This window comes from Sodalis sp. RH14, assembly GCF_047324285.1.
Lineage (GTDB): Bacteria > Pseudomonadota > Gammaproteobacteria > Enterobacterales > Enterobacteriaceae > Acerihabitans.
On the sequence record NZ_CP178739.1, the window covers coordinates 4,977,032 to 4,998,433 of the forward strand.

The 21,402-nt window shown below is 60.4% G+C and carries 19 protein-coding genes; 10 read left to right on the plus strand and 9 right to left on the minus strand.

Annotated features, from left to right (window positions below):
* Positions 1-14 precede the first annotated feature (14 nt).
* Positions 15-680, plus strand: coding sequence for a DedA family protein (locus tag ACL2XQ_RS22630; RefSeq protein ID WP_410013453.1), 666 nt, complete (start codon positions 15-17; stop codon positions 678-680).
* Between the two features lie 26 nt (positions 681-706).
* Here ACL2XQ_RS22630 and ACL2XQ_RS22635 read toward each other — a convergent pair whose 3' ends face one another.
* Positions 707-1,576 carry an AraC family transcriptional regulator gene (locus tag ACL2XQ_RS22635; protein WP_413740544.1) on the minus strand — a complete coding sequence of 290 codons (870 nt, stop codon included), beginning with the start codon at positions 1,574-1,576 and terminating at the stop codon, positions 707-709.
* Positions 1,577-1,867: 291 nt separating this feature from the next.
* Here ACL2XQ_RS22635 and dkgA point away from each other — a divergent pair, with 291 nt between their 5' ends.
* Positions 1,868-2,698: a 2,5-didehydrogluconate reductase DkgA gene (gene dkgA, locus ACL2XQ_RS22640; RefSeq protein ID WP_410016726.1), complete on the plus strand. Its 831-nt coding sequence runs from the start codon at positions 1,868-1,870 to the stop codon at positions 2,696-2,698.
* A 113-nt stretch (positions 2,699-2,811) separates the two neighbouring features.
* On the opposite strand, the gene ftsP is transcribed toward dkgA, so the two are convergent.
* From ftsP to parC, 3 genes are all read right to left on the minus strand, one after another.
* The gene (ftsP, locus tag ACL2XQ_RS22645) at positions 2,812-4,224 is read right to left on the minus strand and encodes a cell division protein FtsP (RefSeq protein WP_413739739.1); all 1,413 of its coding nucleotides are present in this window, start codon (positions 4,222-4,224) and stop codon (positions 2,812-2,814) included.
* A gap of 5 nt (positions 4,225-4,229) precedes the next feature.
* A complete protein-coding gene (locus ACL2XQ_RS22650; RefSeq protein WP_410013451.1) occupies positions 4,230-4,982 on the minus strand; it encodes a 1-acylglycerol-3-phosphate O-acyltransferase in 753 nt (250 codons plus the stop codon).
* A 162-nt stretch (positions 4,983-5,144) separates the two neighbouring features.
* The gene (parC, locus tag ACL2XQ_RS22655; RefSeq protein ID WP_413739740.1) at positions 5,145-7,433 is read right to left on the minus strand and encodes a DNA topoisomerase IV subunit A; all 2,289 of its coding nucleotides are present in this window, start codon (positions 7,431-7,433) and stop codon (positions 5,145-5,147) included.
* A gap of 223 nt (positions 7,434-7,656) precedes the next feature.
* On the opposite strand from parC, the gene ACL2XQ_RS22660 reads away from it, so the two are divergent.
* From ACL2XQ_RS22660 to ACL2XQ_RS22690, 7 genes are all read left to right on the plus strand, one after another.
* Complete coding sequence (locus tag ACL2XQ_RS22660) at positions 7,657-8,238, plus strand: NAD(P)H-dependent oxidoreductase (RefSeq protein WP_410013449.1); 582 nt, start codon at positions 7,657-7,659, stop codon at positions 8,236-8,238.
* 42 nt (positions 8,239-8,280) lie between these two features.
* On the plus strand, positions 8,281-8,592 hold the full coding sequence (locus ACL2XQ_RS22665; RefSeq protein WP_162366350.1) for a putative quinol monooxygenase: 312 nt from the start codon (positions 8,281-8,283) through the stop codon (positions 8,590-8,592).
* A gap of 288 nt (positions 8,593-8,880) precedes the next feature.
* Positions 8,881-10,401, plus strand: a complete 1,521-nt coding sequence (locus ACL2XQ_RS22670) for a sugar ABC transporter ATP-binding protein (RefSeq protein ID WP_413739741.1) — start codon at positions 8,881-8,883, stop codon at positions 10,399-10,401.
* 8 nt (positions 10,402-10,409) lie between these two features.
* Positions 10,410-11,396 (plus strand): ABC transporter permease, encoded by a 987-nt coding sequence (locus ACL2XQ_RS22675; protein ID WP_413728854.1) that lies wholly within the window; start codon positions 10,410-10,412, stop codon positions 11,394-11,396.
* A gap of 229 nt (positions 11,397-11,625) precedes the next feature.
* On the plus strand, positions 11,626-12,981 hold the full coding sequence (glpT, locus tag ACL2XQ_RS22680) for a glycerol-3-phosphate transporter (protein ID WP_413739742.1): 1,356 nt from the start codon (positions 11,626-11,628) through the stop codon (positions 12,979-12,981).
* A gap of 254 nt (positions 12,982-13,235) precedes the next feature.
* Entirely contained in the window at positions 13,236-14,306 is a 1,071-nt protein-coding gene (locus ACL2XQ_RS22685) for a sugar ABC transporter substrate-binding protein (RefSeq protein ID WP_413739743.1), read from the plus strand.
* Positions 14,307-14,316: 10 nt separating this feature from the next.
* Positions 14,317-15,567, plus strand: a complete 1,251-nt coding sequence (locus ACL2XQ_RS22690; protein WP_413721488.1) for an LVIVD repeat-containing protein — start codon at positions 14,317-14,319, stop codon at positions 15,565-15,567.
* Positions 15,568-15,860: 293 nt separating this feature from the next.
* On the opposite strand, the gene mtnK is transcribed toward ACL2XQ_RS22690, so the two are convergent.
* Positions 15,861-17,060: an S-methyl-5-thioribose kinase gene (gene mtnK / locus ACL2XQ_RS22695; protein ID WP_410013444.1), complete on the minus strand. Its 1,200-nt coding sequence runs from the start codon at positions 17,058-17,060 to the stop codon at positions 15,861-15,863.
* A 127-nt stretch (positions 17,061-17,187) separates the two neighbouring features.
* Between mtnK and mtnA the strand changes: the two genes are divergently transcribed.
* Positions 17,188-18,219 (plus strand): S-methyl-5-thioribose-1-phosphate isomerase, encoded by a 1,032-nt coding sequence (mtnA, locus tag ACL2XQ_RS22700; protein WP_413739744.1) that lies wholly within the window; start codon positions 17,188-17,190, stop codon positions 18,217-18,219.
* 125 nt (positions 18,220-18,344) lie between these two features.
* Here the strand turns inward: mtnA and ACL2XQ_RS22705 are convergent, their stop codons facing one another.
* From ACL2XQ_RS22705 to ACL2XQ_RS22720, 4 genes are all read right to left on the minus strand, one after another.
* A complete protein-coding gene (locus ACL2XQ_RS22705; protein WP_413739745.1) occupies positions 18,345-18,890 on the minus strand; it encodes a 1,2-dihydroxy-3-keto-5-methylthiopentene dioxygenase in 546 nt (181 codons plus the stop codon).
* Entirely contained in the window at positions 18,887-19,576 is a 690-nt protein-coding gene (gene mtnC, locus ACL2XQ_RS22710; protein ID WP_410013441.1) for an acireductone synthase, read from the minus strand. The genes ACL2XQ_RS22705 and mtnC overlap by 4 nt, the downstream gene beginning before the upstream one ends.
* On the minus strand, positions 19,573-20,187 hold the full coding sequence (locus tag ACL2XQ_RS22715; protein WP_413729392.1) for a methylthioribulose 1-phosphate dehydratase: 615 nt from the start codon (positions 20,185-20,187) through the stop codon (positions 19,573-19,575). Before ACL2XQ_RS22715 ends, mtnC begins: the two co-directional genes overlap by 4 nt.
* A gap of 152 nt (positions 20,188-20,339) precedes the next feature.
* Entirely contained in the window at positions 20,340-21,212 is an 873-nt protein-coding gene (locus tag ACL2XQ_RS22720) for an NAD(P)-dependent oxidoreductase (RefSeq protein WP_413739746.1), read from the minus strand.
* Positions 21,213-21,402: the final 190 nt, after the last annotated feature.

The window sequence follows — 21,402 nt, forward strand, 5'->3', positions numbered from 1 at the left end:
ATAAGCAGGTAGAGATGAGCGTATTACATGAGATTATCCGCGCGCTTTGGCAACAGGATTTCGCCGCCCTGGCAAATCCGCGGGTAATCGGGATAGTTTACTGTGTGATGTTCGCCACCCTATTCCTGGAAAACGGATTGCTGCCGGCCTCGTTTTTACCCGGCGATAGCCTGTTGCTGCTATCGGGCGCCATGGTGGCGAAGGGGGTGATGGCGTTTATACCCACCCTTATCATCCTTACCGTGGCGGCAAGCCTTGGCTGCTGGTTCAGTTATCTGCAGGGCCGCTGGCTCGGGGATACCCGTATTGTCCGCGGCTGGCTGCTGCACCTGCCCGCCCATTACCATCAGCGCGCCTACGCGATGTTCAATCGCCATGGCCTGATGGCGCTGCTGGTCGGCCGTTTCCTGGCGTTTATCCGCACGCTGTTGCCCACCATGGCGGGAATTTCCGGCTTAAGCAGCACCCGTTTCCAGCTGTTTAACTGGTTAAGCGCCCTGATATGGGTCGGCACGCTGCTGACGCTGGGATTCGCCATCAGCCATGTGCCGTTGGTAAAACACCATGAAGACCAGGTGATGATGATCCTGATGGTGCTGCCGCTGGTATTGCTGTGCAGCGGGCTGGTAGGCACGCTGGTGCTGCTGCTGCGCAAACGCAAGGTCAAGGATGCCGCCTAGCCCCCTTTTTCTCCCCCCGGCGGGGGTTATATCTGCAACGCCGGGTTATGTCCCGGCACGCGCACGCGCGCCACGTCTTCCCGGGGCGAGATACCGAAATAACGTTTAAACTCCCGGCTGAACTGCGAGGGGCTTTCATACCCCACCTGCATGGCCGCGGTACCGGCGTTCAGTCCGTCATGCAGCATCAGGATGCGCGCCTTATGCAGCCGGTAGGTTTTCAGGTATTGCAAAGGCGAAGTGCTGGTCACCGCTTTGAAATTATGATGGAACGCCGACAGGCTCATATTGACGTCCGCCGCCAGTTGCTCGATGGTCAGGTTATCGGCAAACTGCCGTTCAATTTTTTTCAGGATCTTGGCGATCTGGTTAAAATGCGATTGCCGGTTCGCCAGGGCGTACAGCGCGTCGCCGCATTCGCCCTGCAGCAGGTAATACAGAATTTCGCGCACCACGGCCTGCCCCAGCACCCGCGCGTCCAACGGCTTATCCATAATATCCAGCAGGCGTTCGGCGGCACAAAATAATTCTTCGGTCAGCGGCGCGGCGTTAATGCCGCTTGACCGGGGGGTAACCGGCCTGAACTGCGCATCGTCCCCCATATCGATAATCAAATCCTGCAGCATCAGGGTATCGACGCCAATAAACAATCCCACCAGCGGCTCTTCCCGCGAGGCGAACGTCTCGCATTCGAACGGCAGCGGCACGCTCAGCAGCAGATATTGGCTGGCGTCGTAAACAAAGGTTTTGCCGCCGAGATAACCGGTTTTACGGCCCTGGAACAGGATAATGATGCCCGGCTCGTACATTACCGGGGTGCGGGCATAATAGGCGTCGGCATGCAGCAGCTTCACATGGGGAATGGTCACGGCCTTGTCCTCCCGCAACAATTGCATGGCGCGCAGCGACAAACGGGTACAGAGGGATTGATTTTGCGTCATGGCAAGGTTCTCTTGTTTGTACGATCCTACAGGTATAGTGCCTTTTTTTACTCCTTTTCTATAGTCTTTTGGAGAAACAGGCAAATAGCGGACAGGAATAAGCATTGAGTCCCAGCCGTTGGATGATCACAATGGAGGGGTACTCACGCCACGCAACACCGCAATTTCTACTAGAATAACCGATCTCGCAACGAGAGATCCCTGCCGGCCTGAACGGGACCGGCGCATGGAAAGTAAGGAGAAATGATGTCGACGCAACCTACAGTAAAATTTCATGATGGACGTACCATGCCACAGCTCGGGCTGGGCGTTTGGCAGGCCAGCAACGAAGAAGTCCTGAAGGCGGTGCAGGAAGCGCTGAAAGTCGGTTACCGCTCTATCGACACCGCGGCCATTTACAAGAACGAGACCGGCGTCGGCGAAGCGCTGCAGGCGGCCGCATTGCCCCGTGAACAGCTGTTTATCACCACCAAGCTGTGGAACGCCGATCAGACGGTGGCGCCTAAGGCGCTGGAAGAAAGCCTGAAGAAGCTACAGCTTGATTATGTCGATCTGTATCTGATGCACTGGCCGGTACCCTCGCAGGATACTTATGTCCAGGCCTGGCGCGATATGGTCAAGCTGAAGGAGGAGGGACTGGCAAAAAGCATTGGCGTTTGTAATTTCCATGCTCCTCATTTGCAGCGCCTGCTGGATGAAACCGGGGTTACGCCGGTGATTAACCAAATCGAACTGCATCCGTTGCTGCAACAGCGCGAACTGCGCCAATGGAACGCCGCCCACGATATCCTGACCGAATCCTGGAGCCCGTTGGCCCAGGGCGGGGAAGGCGTTTTTGACCAGGCAATTATCCGCAAGCTTGCGGAAAAATACGGTAAAAGCCCGGCGCAGATCGTGATCCGCTGGCATCTCGACTCCGGCCTGGTGGTGATACCGAAATCGGTAACGCCGTCGCGTATCAAAGAGAACTTCGCGGTGCTGGACTTCAAGCTGCAGCAGGACGAGTTGGACGCCATTGCCCAACTGGACTGCGGTAAACGACTGGGGCCAAATCCGGATACGTTTGTGAAACCCTGATAAGCGCCGGTGGGCATGACTGGCCTGGTCATATTCTCTCCGGGTCCCGCCGGGATCCGGAGGGTGGCTTACATTGCCGTGAGCCGCCGCAGTCGTATGGCCGGGCCGGCAATTTAGCCGGGACTGACGGTAAACTGGCCGGCGCAGCCGCGATCGGCCATTTCCAGCGTCTGGCTATAATACAGGAACGGGAAATGGTCGCCGGCCACCTGCGGAAACCAGACCATCAGCTCCACATCGCCGTCGACCCATACCGTATCCTTCCAGCCGCGGTCTTCCGGCAAGGGCGAATTGCCATTGACCCGCTTGATCAAAAACGCCACGCCCTGGATATGGAATGACTGCGCCGTCTCGGCGTGGATGATCCAGCGCTCAAAGCTGCCTTGCAGCGCCCGGAAATCGGTGCGGTTCATATCCCACATGGCGCCGTTGATTTCAGGCTGGCTGCCCCCGAGATGAAACTCCCGCGTGCGGGTGATATTGCCGTCGATCACCTGGTCCGACAGCAGCCGCATCGGCAGGTTATCGGTGACCAGCGGCAGCAGGCCGGTGGGTTTGAGCGTCAGCACAATGGTGGAGATCAGGATCGACGAGGGTTCAAAAAAACCGCGCACCCGATCCATAATGCCCGCCGCCGCGCCGGCGGTGATCGCCACTTCTTCGCCTTTCGACATGTCAATCAGGATTTCGCGCCGCTCGCCGGGGGCAAGCGAGAGTTGGCTTACCGGCACCGGGGCCGGTAAAAACCCCTGATGGCCGGCCACCACCTGCATGGTGCGTCCGTCGCTCAGCTGCAACTGGTAGCGCCTGGCGTTCGAGGCGTTAAGCAGCCGCAGGCGCACCCAGCCCCGGGAAACCTCCACGAACGGACTCTGGGCGCCATTGGCCAGCAGGGTGTCGCCGAAAAAACCGCCGTTGGCCGGCGGGTTATAGACTGGGGCGCCAAAGTTATCCAGGCGCTTATCCTGGATGATGACCGGGAAATCGTCCACGCCGTAATGATTAGGCAGAGGTGAGGACTTACTGACTTCATCTTCCACCAGCCAAAGCCCCGCCAGGCCGTTATAGATATGCGGCGCCATGCGGTTGGGGGTGTTGGCGTGATACCAGCAGGTGCCGGCCGGCTGGCGGATGGGGATAACCGGCGACCAGTCGACGCTGGCCGACATCATGCGCGGGGCGCCGCCCATCAGCGAGCCGGGCACTTGCAGGCCGCTGACCGTCATGGAAACCGGTTCGTTAAGACGATTGTTATAGATGAGCTTAACGTCGTCGCCGTTGTATACCCGTACCGTCGGGCCAAGGTAGCCGCCGTTGATACCCCAGGTGGCGGCGCGCCTGCCGGGCATAAACTCCCAGTGCGCCCGTTGCAGCGTCAGGAACAGCGGCTGTCCCCGGCGCGATTCCAGCAACGGCGGAATGGGCAAGGCGGTCGGTTGCCCGGCGGCCCGCGCCCTCAGCGGCAGCGCGCCGGCGCATAACGCAATCCCCGATGCCTGGATAAACTGACGCCTGTTGAATGACATAGCCGTTACCCGGCCTTTTGCGGCGCCGGACGCCCTTCGCGCTGGGCCACTTCCGCATCCAGCTCCGCCAGTTTGGCCGCCATGATATCGCGGCAGTGCGCGGCCAGTTCGCGCACCTGATCGCGCCCATAAGGCGTGATATCCACCGGCGGCAGAATTTCCACGATCACCAGGCCGTTGTTCCAGCGGTTCAGCCTGATCTTACCGTTGGACGTATTGGAGACGCAAATCGGCACCACCGGCACCCCGGCGGCGATAGCCGCGTGGAACGCGCCCATTTTAAACGGCAGCAGCCCGCGGCCCCGGCTGCGGGTGCCCTCCGGGAACATCCAGATGGATATGTTTTTTTTCTTTATCTGCTTAACGATTTCAGCAATGGTGCCGTGGGCGCGCGAACGGTTTTCGCGATCGATAAGCAGATTGCCCGTCAGCCAGTAAAGCTGGCCGAAAAAGGGAATCCACAGCAGGCTTTTTTTACCCACCGTCACCGTGCGCGGCTGCACCATGCTCGCGGCGGTCACCATGTCATAATTATTTTGATGATTGGCGATATAGATGCAGTTTTGCCGGGTCACCAGCGTTTGGGGGTAACGCAGTTCGACCTTCAGGCCGAGGATGGGAGCCATTCGCCCGAACATCCGGCCGAAAGTGGCGACATGACGTGGGTTTCTCGGGCTGAACAGACAATAAATCAAGCCAAATACGCAAATACAAATAGAAAGCAGCACCACCACAATGGTACGAATAATCGCTAGCATATTAACCTCTTAACCATCAGCCGCCGCTAGTATACCGGCTTCATGACAAAATACACGGTTATTCCCCGTACGGCGCTGATAACATTTAAGTCAAACCGCGGCCGGCTGACCTCAACGCCGCCGGGGGCCCGGCGGAAAAGCGCGGGCCCAACGGCCGGACCGCTACTGGTCCGGCAGCGCGGCCTGACCAGGATCGGCCGCGGCCAGCGGGTCGTCTATCTCAATGCGGTCGATACGCTGCAGGCCGCGGGGCAGTAGCGTTCCTTTCCGTCCCCGTTCGGCGCGATATTTTTGCAAGTCCTCCGGTCGCAGGGTTAATTTGCGTTTGCCGACATATAGCGTAGCCGATCCCTTGGTGGACAACAGCAGCATCCAGACCAGGCGATCTTTGCCGGCGGCCGCGTCGGCCGCGGCAATCGAGACAATTTTATTGCCTTTGCCCTTGGTAAGCTGCGGGAGATCGCTTACCGGGAACAGCAGCAGCCGTCCCGCCTCGGTAATCACCATCAGCAATTGCTCGATCTCATCATTCACCCAGAGCGGCGGCATGACCCGGGCGTTTTCCGGCAGGGTCAGCATCACCTTGCCGGCGCGGTTGCGGGCCACCAGATCGTCGAAGGTGCAGACGAACCCGTATCCGGCATCGGAGGCCAGCAGCAGTTTCTGCTGGTCGATGCCGGTCAGCATCTGCTCGACGGTAGCGCCGGGCGGCAGCGTCAGCTTGCCGGTTAACGGCTCGCCCTGCCCTCTGGCCGACGGCAGCACGGACGGCTCAAGCGCGTAGCTGCGCCCCGTGGAATCGATAAACACCACCGGCTGGTTGCTTTTGCCGCGGGCGGCGGAAAGGAAGTTGTCGCCGGATTTATAGTTCAGCGCGCTGGGATCGATATCGTGCCCCTTGGCGCTGCGCACCCATCCCATGGTGGACAGGATGATGGTCACCGGTTCCGACGGCGTCAATTCGTTTTCGCTCAGCGCCCTGGCCTCGCCGCGCTCAACCAGCGGCGAACGGCGGGGATCGCCGTAGGCGGCGATGTCCGCCTCGATCTCTTTCTTCAGCAGATTGCTCAGCTTGCGCTCGGAGGCCAGGATGCCCTGCAGCTTTTCGCGCTCTTTTTCCAGCTCCGCCTGCTCGCCGCGGATTTTCATCTCTTCGAGTTTAGCCAAATGGCGCAACTTTAATTCCAGGATGGCGTCGGCCTGGGTCTCGCTGAGCGCAAAGCGCTGCATCAATTGCTGTTTCGGCTCATCCTCGGTGCGGATAATATGGATGACCTCATCCAGGTTAAGGTAGGCCACCAGCAGCCCCTGCAGGATATGCAGGCGGCGCAGCACTTTTTCCAGCCGGTAGTTCAGGCGGCGGCGCACCGTGTCGCGGCGATACACCAGCCATTCGGTGAGGATTTCCAGCAGGTTCTTGACCGCCGGACGGGCGTCAAGACCAATCATGTTCATATTGATGCGGTAGCTGCGCTCCAGATCGGTGGTGGCGAACAGATGATGCATCACCGCCTCCAGGTCGACCCGGTTGGAACGCGGCACCACCACCAGACGGGTGGGATTTTCATGATCCGACTCGTCGCGCAGATCCTCCACCATCGGCAGCTTCTTCGCCCGCATCTGGGCGGCGATTTGTTCCAGCACCTTGGCGCCGGACACCTGGTGCGGCAGCGCGGTAATCACCGCCTCGCCGTCCTCGATTTTCCACAGGGCGCGCATGCGCACCGAACCGCGTCCGCTTTGGTAGATTTTGCGGATATCCTCGCGCGGGGTAATGATTTCCGCCTCGGTGGGATAATCAGGCCCCTTGACATGGTCCAGCAACTGCTCAAGGGTGGTTTTCGGATTGTCCAGCAGCGCGATAATCGCGGCGCCGACCTCGCTGACATTATGCGGCGGGATATCCGTGGCCATGCCGACGGCGATGCCGGTGGTGCCGTTAAGCAGGATATTGGGCAGCCGCGCCGGCAGGGTTTTCGGCTCCTGCAGCGTGCCGTCGAAATTAGGGGCGTAATCCACGGTGCCCTGGCCGAGCTCGCCGAGCAGCAGCTCGGCGTATTTGGACAGCCGGGACTCGGTGTAACGCATGGCGGCGAAAGACTTGGGATCGTCCGGCGCCCCCCAGTTGCCCTGGCCGTCCACCAGCGGATAACGATAGGAAAACGGCTGCGCCATCAGCACCATGGCTTCATAGCAGGCGCTGTCGCCGTGGGGATGATATTTACCCAGCACATCGCCTACGGTACGGGCCGACTTTTTATATTTGGCGTTGGCGTTTAGCCCCAGCTCCGACATGGCATAGACAATACGGCGCTGTACCGGCTTGAGGCCGTCGCCGATAAACGGCAGCGCGCGATCCATGATGACGTACATGGAATAGTTAAGGTAGGCATTCTCGGTAAATGTATGCAGCGCCAGGCTTTCCGCGCCGTCATGAGCCAAATCACTCATTGATTGTTGTTTCCTCTCACCGCGGTATGGTCTGGGTAGCTAGCCATACCCTTTGGTTTGGTGGTAATAGTCCATGATACTACCCTATCCGGCCCCCGGCTGTCACAGGGCTTGATGGCGCGGCTTTATTGCGCCGCGGACAAAAATGTTGTGCGTCAGGCGCCCTGTTTCATTTTGTCCGCGCGGGCTACACTGCCGTTCAATCTATTTAAGGCAGGATAAAATGAAAAACGTCTTTATTATTAACGCAGGTAAAAAATTCGCCCACTCCGAGGGCGCCTTAAACAACACCATGGCCGACGTGGCCGCCACGTTCCTGACGGAGGCTGGCCTGAACACCCGCGTGACGGTGGTGGACCAGGGTTACGACAGTGAACGCGAGGTGGACAATTATCTTTGGGCGGACGCGGTCATTTACCAGATGCCCGGCTGGTGGATGGGACAGCCCTGGATCCTGAAAAAATATATCGACGAGGTTTTTACCGTCGGTTACGGGCGCCTGTATGCCAGTGACGGGCGCACGCGTTCGGACAGCACGAAAAAATACGGGTCCGGCGGCCTGATCCAAGGCAAAGGCTATATGCTGTCGCTGACCTGGAACGCCCCGCTTGAGGCCTTCACGGACCCGGATCAGTTTTTCGAGGGCGTGGGCGTGGACGGGGTTTACCTGCCGTTCCATAAAGCCAACCAGTTCCTCGGCATGTCGATGCTGCCGACCTTTATCTGTAACGATGTCATAAAACAACCGCAAATTGAGCGGGATATCATAAAATATCGCGAGCATCTCGGCCGCGTCTTTGGTTAACTAGTGTCGACCCGAACTACCCATCCAAAAACTGAGGAATCGATGATCACGGTAATTGCAGAAATCAAAGTGAAACCGGGACGAAGAGAAGCGGTTTTAGCCGCCATCCAGGCACTCCGGCCCAACGTTCTGGCGGAAGACGGTTGCAGCGAATATACCTTGCTCACCGACTATAAGGCGCAGGTGCCCTGGCGCAAAACCGCCCCCGACTCCATTTTCATGCTGGAGCAGTGGAAAAGCATCCGTCATCTCGAGCAGCACCAGCAGGCGCAGCATATGGACGATCACCGCGCTCATATCCGCAACGACGTCATGGACGTGACTTTCCATATTCTGGAAAGACGCACCGATTGATTTTTGCCGGGCAGCCCCGCGCGGCTGTCACCGATAATACCAGGCCGGCAGTGACCTGCGATGCGGGGCAACTGCCGGATTATCTCCTCGCCGGTCCATCAATGTTTGCCCTCTGCCCCGCCCATGGGGGATTCAAGGGCGTCAGCGCGTCGGCAGGGATAAAGATCAAGACCGTTTTTATGTAGCTTATGCTTTTTCCGTTATTGCCAAAACACCCCTGTTGATGAAATATTCCGTCATTATGGAATAACGGTCCTTTATGGCGTGTCGGAAAAAATCCCCGTGCTCATGTCTACACCCAGGCCCAAAGAGACGTCCCGCCTGGAAATGCGTCATATTTCCATTGCCTTCGCCGGTTTCAGGGCATTGGACCAGGTCGACTTCACTCTAGAAGGCGGCTCGGTGCACGCGTTGATCGGCGCTAACGGCGCCGGCAAATCCACACTGATGGCCATCCTGTCCGGCACCCACGCCCATTACCAGGGCGAGATCCTGATAGACGGCGAACCGGTGGATCTGCGCTCGCCGCGCCAGGCCAAGCTGCAGGGGATCCATCTGGTGCAGCAGGAAGTGGATGTGGCGCTGGTGCCGACGCTGACGGTGGGGGAAAATATCATGCTGGACAGGCTGGCGGAACGCGGCCAGCTGTGCCACTGGCCCCGGCTCTACCGGCAGGCGCAGGCGCTGCTCACGCAGCTGGAGGTCAATCTTGACGTGCGCCTGCCCGTCGGCCGTTGCACGCTGGCGGAAAAACAGCACATCCTGCTGGCGCGGGCGTTGTCCCACCGCTGCCGTTTCCTGATCCTCGACGAGCCCACCGCGCCGCTCGATCTTGCCGAAAGCGAGCGGCTGTTTGCGGTGACCCGGCGTTTGCAGGCGGAAGGCATCGGCGTGGTGTTTATTTCCCACCGCATCCACGAACTGGCGCAAATCTGCGATAGGTTAACGGTGCTGCGCGACGGCAGGCGGGTCGGCGACGGCCCCATGGCCGGTTTGACCAGCGCGCATATCATTGAAAAAATGCTCGGCCATCCCCTGGACGCTATTTTCCCGCCGCCGCGTCCGTCCGCCGCCAGCCCGATCCTGCTGCGGGTGGAGGGACTGCACGATGAAAGCCTGCTGCGCGATATTTCCCTTTCGCTTCGCCGGGGTGAAATCCTGGGGATAGCCGGCCTGGCCGGCGCCGGTAAAACCGAGCTGTGCAAGGCATTGTTCGGCGCCTCGTCCGCCGGCGTCGTCCACGGCGAGCTGAACGGTAAACCCTGGCGCCCGACGACGCCTTATGACGCGGTAAGGCGGGGGCTGGCCCTGGTGCCGGAGGAACGGCGCAAAGAAGGTATCTTTATCTACGAGAATATCCCCATGAATCTGAGCGTCTGCGCAGACGCTACGTTTACCCGCTGGGGCTGGTTCAGCGCCGGCCGGGCGCGGCGCTTCGCGCAGCAGGTGGTGGATCGCCTGGGCATTCGCGCCAGCGGACTGGATCAACAACTGCTGCGCCTGTCGGGCGGCAACCAGCAAAAAGTGGCCATCGGCAAATGGCTGCGCGGCCACGCCGAGGTGCTGATCTTCGACGAACCGACTAAAGGCGTGGATATCAAGGCCAGGCAGGATCTGTTTGTGCTGATTGACGGCCTGGCGCGCCGGGGCAAGGGCATTATCTATGCCTCGGGCGAGTTTTCCGAGCTGCTGGGCCTGTGCGATCGGATTTGCGTGATGTGGGACGGCCGTATCGTGGCGCAGTTGGACGCGCGCGCCACGGATGAGGAAACCCTGCTGTTATATTCAACCGGAGGTACGCTCCCGTGAGCAACGACCTGTTCGTAAAGGCTGGCGCGCTGCCCTGGCGCCACCGTTTGTTTGAATTTTTATACCGTTGGGGGATGCTGCTGACAGTAGTGGCGCTGGTGGCGCTGTTCGGCCTGGCCTCGGACAACTTTCTCGATCCCAACAATATCGTCAATATCCTGCGCTCCATCGCCATTGTCACCGTGATTGCCATCGGCGTCTCCCTGTCGCTGGCGGTGGGCGGTTTCGACCTGTCGGTGGGGTCGACCGCGTCGCTTGCCAACGCGCTGGTGATGTCGATGTTTGTCTGGCATGGCCTGGATACCACGCAGGCGATAGTGCTGACCCTGGCCGCCTGTACGCTGGTGGGACTGTTTAACGCCTTTCTGATCGTGGTGCTGAAAATCCCCGATATGCTGGCGACCCTGGGGTCGCTGTTTGTGGTGCAGGGCGTTGCGATGACCTACAGCTTCGGCGGTTCCATCACGCAAAATATGGTGCTGCCGGGCGGCGATATGGCGGAAGGCGAGATTCCGGCGGTGTTTTCCACCCTGGGCCAGGTGCCGGTCATTGTGATTATCATGCTGGCGGTCACGGTGGTGGTGCAGCTCGGTTTATCCCTGACCAAGCACGGGCGCCGGATGTACGCCATCGGCGGCAATCCGGAAGCGGCGCGGCTGGCCGGCATCCGTACCGCGCGTTACCGCATCCTCGCCTACGTTATCTCATCGTGGCTTGCCGCGCTGGGCGGCATTTTACTGGCCTCGCGCATCGGGTCTTCCCAGGTGAACGCCGGAGGCGGCTACCTGATGGACGCGGTGGCCGCGGCGTATATTGGCTTTTCCCTGGCGGGATCCGGCAAACCCAACGCCTTGGGGACGCTTGTGGGCGCGGTGATCCTGGGCGTATTGCAAAACGGCCTGGTCATGATGTCGGTACCCTACTATGCGATGGATATCATCAAGGGCCTGGTGCTGGCCGCGGCGCTGGCCATCACCTATATCCAGCGCCGCTGACGCAAGGTGGTGTTGCCGTCGCGCGCCGGGCGGACCGGCGGCATAACCCTATTAATGTAAGTGTTTCTATCAGATTCCCGCAGCATTCTATCAAAAACGGAATATCCCTCCCGACGCGGGTCGCGTAATACGTGGCCCATGCGCGACTTTGCCCCGCCGCTCCGGCCATACTTCGGTTGCCTGAATAAAAGTATAGGCAGGTCATTTTTTCAACATCACCGGAGACGAAATGCTACGTTTGTTCAAACCCGCCACCCATCAGCCCCGCGTACCCGATCATCGGGTTGATCCCCTTTACCGCCGCCTGCGCCGGCAGCTGTTTTTAGGTATTTTTTTCGGCTACGCCGCGTATTACCTGGTGCGTAAAAATTTTGCGCTGGCGATGCCTTACCTGGTTGAGCAAGGCTATAGCCATGGCGACCTGGGCGTTGCCTTCTCAGCCATTTCCATTGCCTACGGCATATCCAAATTCGTCATGGGTTCGGTGTCGGATCGCTCCAATCCCCGGGTATTCCTGCCGGCCGGGCTGTTACTGGCCGCCGCGGTGATGCTGTTTATGGGGCTCGTGCCCTGGGCGACCTCCAGCATCGCCATTATGTTCGCGCTGCTGTTTGCCTGCGGCTGGTTCCAGGGCATGGGCTGGCCCCCGTGCGGGCGCGTCATGGTGCATTGGTGGTCCCATAAGGAGCGCGGGACCATCGTCTCGGTATGGAATTGCGCCCACAACGTGGGCGGAGGCATTCCGCCGCTGCTGCTGCTGCTGGGCATGATTTGGTTTAACGACTGGCACAGCGCCCTGTATATGCCGGCCGTGGCCGCCATCGTCGTGGCGGTGGTCGCCTACGCGCTGATGCGCGACACGCCCCAGTCCTGCGGGCTGCCGCCGATAGAGGAATACAAAAACGACTACCCGCCGGAATATGATAAACACGCCGCCGAACAGGAGCTGACCACCCGGCAGATCCTGCAAAAATATGTCTTCCCCAATAAGCTGCTGTGGTATATCGCCCTGGCCAACGTGTTTATTTACCTGCTGCGCTACGGCATTCTCGACTGGTCGCCGACCTACCTTAAGGAGGTAAAGCACTTCACGCTGGATAAATCCTCCTGGACCTATTTCTGTTATGAATATGCCGGTATTCCCGGCACGCTGCTGTGCGGCTGGATGTCCGATAAAGTTTTCAGGGGCAATCGCGGCGCCACCGGGATGTTTTTCATGGTGCTGGTCACGCTCGCAACGGTAGTGTACTGGCTTAATCCGGTGGGCAATCCCGGCGTGGATATGCTGTGCATGCTGATGATTGGCTTCCTGATTTACGGTCCGGTGATGCTGATAGGGCTGCACGCCCTGGAGCTGGCGCCGAAAAAAGCCGCCGGCACCGCCGCCGGTTTTACCGGCCTGTTCGGCTATCTTGGCGGCTCGGTGGCGGCCAGCTCCGTGGTCGGCTATACGGTGGACTATTTCGGCTGGGACGGCGGATTTATGATAATGATCGGCGGCTGCGTCCTGGCCGTGCTGCTGCTGGCGCTGACCATGTCCGGTGAAAAACAGCACCGCCGGCAGCAGGCGGCGGCGAACGCCTGACCGGCATCACTTCTGCGCGGCGTAGTCCGATGATACGCCGCGTTTTTATCCCCTGGGTGGCCCGCCGCACGCCAATCATCCCCAAACACACGAAATGGCATAACATCTGCCAAAAAGTCATAACGGAAAACATTTCTTATTACGCGCGCGCTGGCTATGATGCAATGCCGGGCCGAATAGACATCCAGACATACAGGCTTCTATTTTATTCCCCGGCGCCCACGCTTATCCTATTTACCCTCATGGAGCCGTTGATGAAAAAATTATTCTCCCCGCTGCTGGCGCTGGGCCTGCTGGCAGGCCTGCCAGCCTTCGCCGCCGCGCCCGCGCCCGTGCCCGCCGCCATCGCCCAGCATAACGGTCCCATCCGCATCGCGGTCATCCGCAACCTGGGATCGGATGACAATACTACACAGTTTGTCTCGGGGGTCATCGAGGAGGGGAAAAAGCTGGGTTTTAAGGTCAGTACCTTTTTAAGCAACGGCGACGATGCCCGGTTCCAGGATTTTGTTAACCAGGCCATTACCCAGAAATACGACGGCATTATCCTGTCCCAGGGGCGGGATCCTTATTCCACCGAGCTGGTCAAACGCATCACCGCCAGCGGTATAGCGGTGTCGGTATTCGATACGGCGGTTAACGGCGTGGTGCCGGGCGTAACCGTCACCCAGCAGGATGACGCATCCCTGACCCGGGAATCCTTCGGGCAGTTGATCAAGGACTTCAACGGCAAGGCCAATATCATTAAATTATGGGTGGCCGGCTTCCCGCCCATGGAGCGGCGCCAGGCGGCCTATAAAGCCCTGCTGCAGGACAATCCCGGCATTCATGAGCTGGAATCCCTCGGCGCGGTGTCGTCGGATGTGCAGGGCGATACCGCCAATAAGGTCGGCGCGGTGCTGGCCAAATATCCCAAAGGTAAAATCGACGCTATCTGGGGCACCTGGGACGCCTTTAGCCAGGGAGCCTATAAGGCGCTCAAGGAAAACGGCCGAACCGAAATCAAGCTGTACAGCATCGACATTTCCAACCAGGATCTGCAATTGATGCGTGAATCGGACAGCCCCTGGAAGGTCAGCGTGGCGGTGGATCCAAAGCTTATCGGCAAAATCAACCTGCGCCTGGTGGCCAATAAAATAGCCGGCGCGCCGACGCCCGCGACCTATGAATTCCGCGCCGCCGTTATCCCCCAGGCGCTGCTGGCCAGCCAGCCGGGGGCGGTGAATATGGCGTCGCTGGCGACCATTATCCCGGGCTGGGGCCGGGCGGACGACTTTGTCGCGCCCTGGTTTGCCACCCTTGAAGCCGCTCACGCCAAGAAATAAGGGCATACCGATGGCAGATAAGCAACTCCCCGTCCCGGAATACAGCCGCAATATGCGGCTGCTCAGCCATAGCGACCAAGGGGGTAGACCCGACGGCGTGCAGGTCATGGTGCACCGGGGCTACGCCTACATTGGGCATATGGTGTCGCAAGGCGTATCCATTGTGGATGTGCGCGATGTCAAGCATCCGAAACCCGCCGGTTTTATCGCCGCGCCGCCCGGTACCTGGAACGTGCATTTGCAGGCCCATGACGACCTGCTGCTGGTGATTAATGCGCGCGATTTGTTTGCCGACGCGCGTTTTGCCGATGAAAAAGTCTATTACACCCGCCAGGTCAACGATACCGTGAGCCAAGGCCCGGCGGATCGCGGCTGGAGCGCCGGTTTACGCATTTTTGATATCAGCGTTCCCGACAGGCCGCGGGAAATCAGCTTTTTATCCCTGGACGGCATCGGCATTCACCGCATCTGGTATGCGGGCGGGCGCTGGGCGTATGTGTCGGCCCTGTTGGACGGCTACAGCGATTATATTTTCCTGACCATCGATTTGGCCGATCCCGCCCGTCCCGCGGTAGCGGGAAAATACTGGCTGCCGGGCATGCACACCGCCGGCGGCGAACAGCCGGATTGGCCACAGGGCAAACGCTATGCGCTGCACCATGCCATTGTCAGCGGCGATACCGCCTACGGCAGCTGGCGCGACGGCGGCCTGACACTGCTGGATGTCAGCGATCGCACGCGACCGGCATTGATAAGCCACCGCAACTGGAGTCCGCCGTTTGGCGGCGGCACCCATACCGCCCTGCCCCTGCCGGACCGGGATCTGCTGATCGTGCTGGACGAAGCGGTGCTGGATAACCAGGAAGACGGCGAGAAACTGATTTGGGTCTTTGATATCCGCGCGCCGGCGAACCCGGTGAGCATCGCCACCTTCCCGCAGCCAAACGAAGCGGATTACGTGCGTAAAGGCGCGCATTTCGGTCCGCATAACCTGCATGAAAACCGTCCGGGCAGTTTTATCAGCTCGACGCTGATTTTCGCCACTTACCAGAATGCCGGGATACGCGCCTATGATATCAGCGATCCCTATCATCCGCGGGAAACCGGCGCGCTGGTGCCCGCGCCGCCGGCGACGCTAATGGATAAACGCCCCGGCAGGCCGAAGGTCATACAGTCCTGCGATGTCTTTGTGGATGCCCAGGGCATTATCTACGCCACGGATTACAACGCCGGGCTGTCGATTATCGAATATTTGGGCTGAGGATAAAGTACCAGCGGGCGTTCGCGGGCTGGGTCCGCGAACGCCGCACAGCAATAGCGGGAAAAAACTCAGAAGATTAATTTGAACACGCCGGTGAGGGTTAACAGACCAACAATAAAGATAATCGCAATAATCCACAGAAAAATTTTCATTCCCTTTTCCTTCTCGTTTGGGTTGTCATCGTTTAGCGCTTAAGTCGATGAAATCGTTATATCAGTATAGAAGAAGAAAACAGGAATGCAGGCCACCCGCAAGAAAAAATACGCATCATTGCGGCGGCCCGGTCCGGCGGCTCAGCCGTTCTGCCTGATGCGGGCCAGCAGCGCGTCGACATCGGGAATATGCGCCGCCGCCAGAATCAGCGTCTTGCCCAGGCTCAGCGCCTGGCGCTGGCATTGATGGCGCATTGCTTCGTCGGTGATGGTATCCAAATCCGCGACATGGGCAAAACCGATAGTGCGCCGGATTAGCTCGGTGCCGCAATATCCCACCGCATCCGTCCAGACCTGCTGCAGGAACCGCCGCGCATAGCCGGGCTCGGCCAGCATGATATCCCGGCTTTTTTCAACAGCCAGGCCCAGGAACCCTTCGGCGAACGCCTGCCACAGCGCGCGCACGTCCCTAAGGCGCTGCTCGCGGGCGTCCGCCGCCTCGCGCAGGGCCAGCAGCCCCGGCAGGCCGCAGTAATTGAGCAGCAGGTTGCCCATGGCGGTGCCGAGATCAAACCCCATCGGGCCGTAATAGCCGAACTCGGCGTCTATTACTTTTAGCCGGCCCGCGGCGACAAAGATCGACCCGCTGTGGACATCGCCGTGCAGCAACGCCTGCGCCTGGCTGAGGAAGCGATGCTTTAAACCCGCCACCGCCGCCTTCAGCGCGCTGTCGCCCTGTATCGCCGCCACCTCGTCCGTAAGCGACGGCGGGAATGCATTGCGCTCATGGGTGATATAAGGATCGGTAAAAAACAGATCTTCGGTGATCTGGCACATCTCCGGATTAGTGAAACGGCTGACCTCCGCTTTTTTGTGCTGGGGACGCTGGTAAAAATCCGAGGTATGGAATAGCGCCTGCGCCAGATATTCGCCCAGCTGGCCGGCGGCCTGGGGATAAACAGCGCCGTTGATCAGTTCACGGCGCCAGATGCTATGGTCGGAGAGATCTTCCTGAATCATCACCGCCAGGTCCGCGTCGTGGTGCAGGATGCGCACCGTGTGCCGCGGGCAGAACGCCCCGTGGATGAGCAGGGTTTCCGCTTCGATCCTGGCGCGATCGAGCGTCAGCGGCCATGATTCGCCGACGCAGCGCACATAAGGCAGCGCCTGCTTGACGATGACCCGGCTGACGCCCTGGCTGTCCAGGATTTTAAATACCAGGTTCAGGTTGCCGTCCCCGACCTCTTCGGCGGCCACCAGGGCATCCGGTTGATCCACGCCGGCATAATGGCGGGCATAATCCACGGCGTCGGCGGCGGTGAGGGTATGGTAAACAGACAAGGCGCACCTCATACAAAGGGAATTAAGGCCGTAAAGGCGTAAAAGCATGTAGACGTCTATACATCTTCCCGTCATGTTGGCAGAATAGCCATTAAGTTGCAATAACCTAAAAGGGACTTAACGATCGATGCAAAATCTTAACACCGCCAGCATGCGCGTGCGCGACGGCCGTTTGTGGATTCTGGACCAGCAGACGCTGCCGCAGCGGCAAAACTGGTGCGCCACCGATACCGCGGCGGATCTTATCGATCATATCCGCACGCTCCGGGTACGCGGCGCGCCGCTGATCGGCCTGTCCGCCAGCCTGCTGCTGGCGCTGCTGGCGGAAAGCGGCATGGCGCGCCCGCAGCTGGCGCAATCCCTTGCCGCTTTAGGCGCGGCGCGGCCCACGGCGGTTAACCTGATGAATAATCTGGCGCGAATGCGTCTGGCGCTGGAGCAGGAGGCTTATGCCGCCGCCATGGCGGCGGAGGCGTTGCGCCTGGTGGAAGAGGACCGCTCGCTGTGCGCGGCCATTGCCGGCCACGGCGCGGCGCTGGTGCGCCCCGGCAGCCGCCTGCTGACCCATTGCAATACCGGCGGCCTGGCCACCGCCGGCATCGGCACCGCCCTTGGCGTGATAAGCGTGGCCGCCGCGCAGGGCAAGGTACAAAAGGTCTGGGTGGATGAAACCCGTCCGCTGCTGCAGGGCGCGCGCCTGACCGCCTGGGAGCTGGGAGAACAGGCCATACCCTATACGCTGATTTGCGACGCCATGGCCGCCGGCCTGATGGCGCGGCGGGAAGTGGACGCCGTTTGGGTCGGCGCGGACCGGATTGCCGCCAACGGCGACGTGGCCAATAAAATCGGCACTTATAGCCTGGCGGTGCTGGCGCGCTTCCACGACATCCCCTTTTATGTCGCCGCGCCTCACACTACCCACGATCCCGCGTGCCCCGACGGGGACACCATTCCCATTGAGCAGCGGGCGGCAAGCGAGGTCACCGGGGTAGCCGGCAGCTTCGGCAGTTGCCAATGGGCGCCGCAAAACGCCGATGTCTATAATCCGGCGTTTGATGTCACTCCCGCCGCGCTTATCAGCGCCTGGGTGCTGGATACCGGCGTGGTGACGCCCGGGCAGGCGCAGGCAGGCATCTTCCGCCGCCCGCTGGCGCGCTAGCACCCGGCGCGAAGCCGCCGTCTACCGGAACGCCATCGCTCACGCCGGCCGGTAATCAACCGGGCGGTCATAGCGGCATCCGGCGCGGTAAGCCCCGTCCGGAGGCCGGGCATTAATGCGGCCGCTTATCTCTCCAGGCGCGGATAACGGTCGGCGATGGCATCGCCGGTAAACCTGGCCACCCATCCTTCCGGGTTGTCAAAAACCCGGATGGCGGTGAAATGCGGGGCGCTTCCCATATCAAACCAATGGGGCGTGCCGGCGGGCACCGAGATAAGATCGTTCTTCTCACACAAGATCTGCCAGATTTTTCCGTGCAGATGCAGGCAAAACAAACCGGCGCCCTCGACAAAAAAGCGCACCTCGTCTTCGCCGTGGGTGTGTTCCGCCAGGAATTTTGCCCGCAGCTGCTCGCGCTCCGGATGATCGGCGCGCATGCTGATCACATCCCAGCTCTGATAGCCTTTCTCCGCCACCAGCCGGTCGATGGCCGGCTGATAGGCGGCGATCACCGCCGCCGGAACCGGATCCCGCTCCAGTTCACGGTCGGCCTGCCAGCGCTCAAAACGAACGCCGATGTCGTTAAGCTGCCGGCGGATGGCCTCGGCGTCGCGGCTTTGCCACACCGGCTGGTCGGCATGGGTATCGCTGAAAATCGTTAACGCGCTCATTGGGCGATCTCCTGTAAGTCAATCTGGTCAAACCGGTTAACCTGGGGGTAATGCTGCTGCGGATCCGCCTCGTCGCGCACCAGCTGGCACACCCGCCAGCCCGCCGCGCGCGCCGCCGCCAGCTCTTGCCCGATATCGGACAGGAACAGCAGCTCGCCGGGCGGCAGCCGCAGCTCGCGGGAAATGGCGCGATAGGACGCCGTCTCCCGTTTGGCGCCGATGCGGGTATCAAAATAGCCATCGAACAGCGGGCGCAGGTCCCCGGCCTCGCTGTGGCCGAACAGTAATTGCTGGGCCTCCACCGAACCGGAGGAGTACACATACAGCCCCAGCCCCTGCCGCCGCCATTCGGCCAGTCTGGGCGCCACATCGGGATAAAGGTGGCCGAGAAAATCGCCCTCCTGGTAGCCCTCGCGCCAGATCATGCCCTGTAGGGTTTTCAGGGCGGTGGACTTGCGGTCTTCATCCATAAAACCGAACAGCGTGGCGATAAGCGCCTCGGTATCGGCCTCGGGCCGGTTGATTTCCCGCCGTAATGCCGCCAATGCCCGCGCCACGTCTTTCCCGGCGGCATGCCGGCGCACATAGCCCGCCAGCCGTTCACGCGCGTAGGGAAACAGCACCTGATGGACAAAACGGATATCGCTGGTGGTGCCTTCGATATCGGTGACGATGGCCCTGATCATTTTGCCTCCAGCTGGCGGCGCAGCAGCTCGCACTGGAACAAGAACTCCAGCCCTTCCAGATGGCGCCGCGCCTCGAAGACATCGCGCCCCCAGCAGTAGAGGCCGTGGCCGCGCACCAGAAAGCCGTGGCGCAACGGGGTAGCCTCGTGATGGGCCGCCACCCGGGCCGCCAGCGCCGGGATATCCTGATCGTTATCGAAAATCGGCACGGCCACCTGTTCCAGGTGGCTGGCGACGCCGTCGAGGGATTTTTGCATCTCGTAGCCCGTCAGCAGCAGCGCCTGGCCGGCCTCAAGGCGCGACAGCACGGTGGCATTCACCGAATGGGTATGCAAAATGGCCCCGGCCGCCGGAAAACAACGGTACACCAGGGTGTGCAACCCGGTCTCGGCGGAGGGTATGCGCGCGTCCAGCACCTGGTTGGTGGTGATATCCACCGGCAGGAAATCCTGCGCGCGCAGCCGTCCCTTATCCTTGCCGGATTCGCTGATAAGGCACAGCCCCGCCTGCGCGCGCACCGACATATTGCCGCCGGTAGCCGGGCTCCATCCTTTGGCGCCGATCCAATGGCACGCGTCCACCAATGCGGCCAACTGCTGATTCTCTGCCATACCTGTCCGTTCTCCTGCCGCGGGCGATAAGGGTCAACGTGATTTTTAGCCGTTTAACCATCCGCATGTCTTGATAGCTAAATAGTAACATCGGGGTAATGCAACGGCAACATGGCGTGAGCAGACTCTTTCCCCAGGGTATACAACAAGGATTACCGGGGAAAGTCAGGTTCATCCCTTTGTCTGTTGATGGTGAAATCCGCCACCACCGACCAATCCCGCGCCCCATGGCCTGCGGCCACGGCATCGCCCATCTGCCGATGAATGGCGGTAAGCATGGGGAGTTGCCGCCCCAGCTGTTCGGCCGCCTCCCGGGCCAGGCGCAAATCTTTAAGGCCGAGTGAAGCCTTGAAGCCGGGCTCGTAACGTTCTTGCGCGATATTGGCCGCGTACAGCTGGTAGGAACGGCTGCCAAACAGGGTGCCGAGGATCAGCTCGAAAAAGCGATCGCGCGCCAGGCCGTTAGCCTCGGTGAGCACCACCGCCTCCGCCATCGCCTCAATCGCCATGGTGATCATCATATTGCAGGCAATCTTGGCGGCATGCGCGGTGGGCGGCTGTTCGCCCATGTCCCAGACGCGCTTGCCGATAATCGCCAACAGCGGGCGAACGGCGTCGATTGCCGCCGCGGCGCCGGCGACCAGGATATTGAGCTCGCCTTTGGCGGCGACGTCCGGGCGACCCAATACCGGCGCGGCCACATAGGCAATCCCCGCCTGCTGATGATACGTCACCAACTCCTGCGCAAACGCCACCGAAATAGTCGACGCCACCACGTGCACCAGCCCGGGTCTTGCATGCGCAAACGCATTTGTATCCACCAGCACGCTGCGAATGGCGGCATCGTCGGACAGCATCGTCAGCACCACCTCTGATTGCAATACCTCAACCGGCGTCGCCATGATGTCCACCCCTTCGAGATGGCTGCCTGAGCGATTCCAGGCTGTTACCCTATGGCCGGCCGCAACCAGTTTCAATGCCATCGCGCTCCCCATTGCGCCTAATCCGATTAATCCAATGTCCATTGTTGTTCCCCTGTATCAGTGGTTTGGCGCAGCGACGGCGGCATTGAGGAAATCGGCCGTCGGCGGACTGGCGGCGGCGAAGGCCGGGGCCTCTGCCGTCACATAAGAATGGGTAAATCCACCAGTGAGGGCAGCCGCAAGCGCCCTGGGCTCCCATGCCGTACTGCCGCGCGTCGCTGGCCGGCGGTTC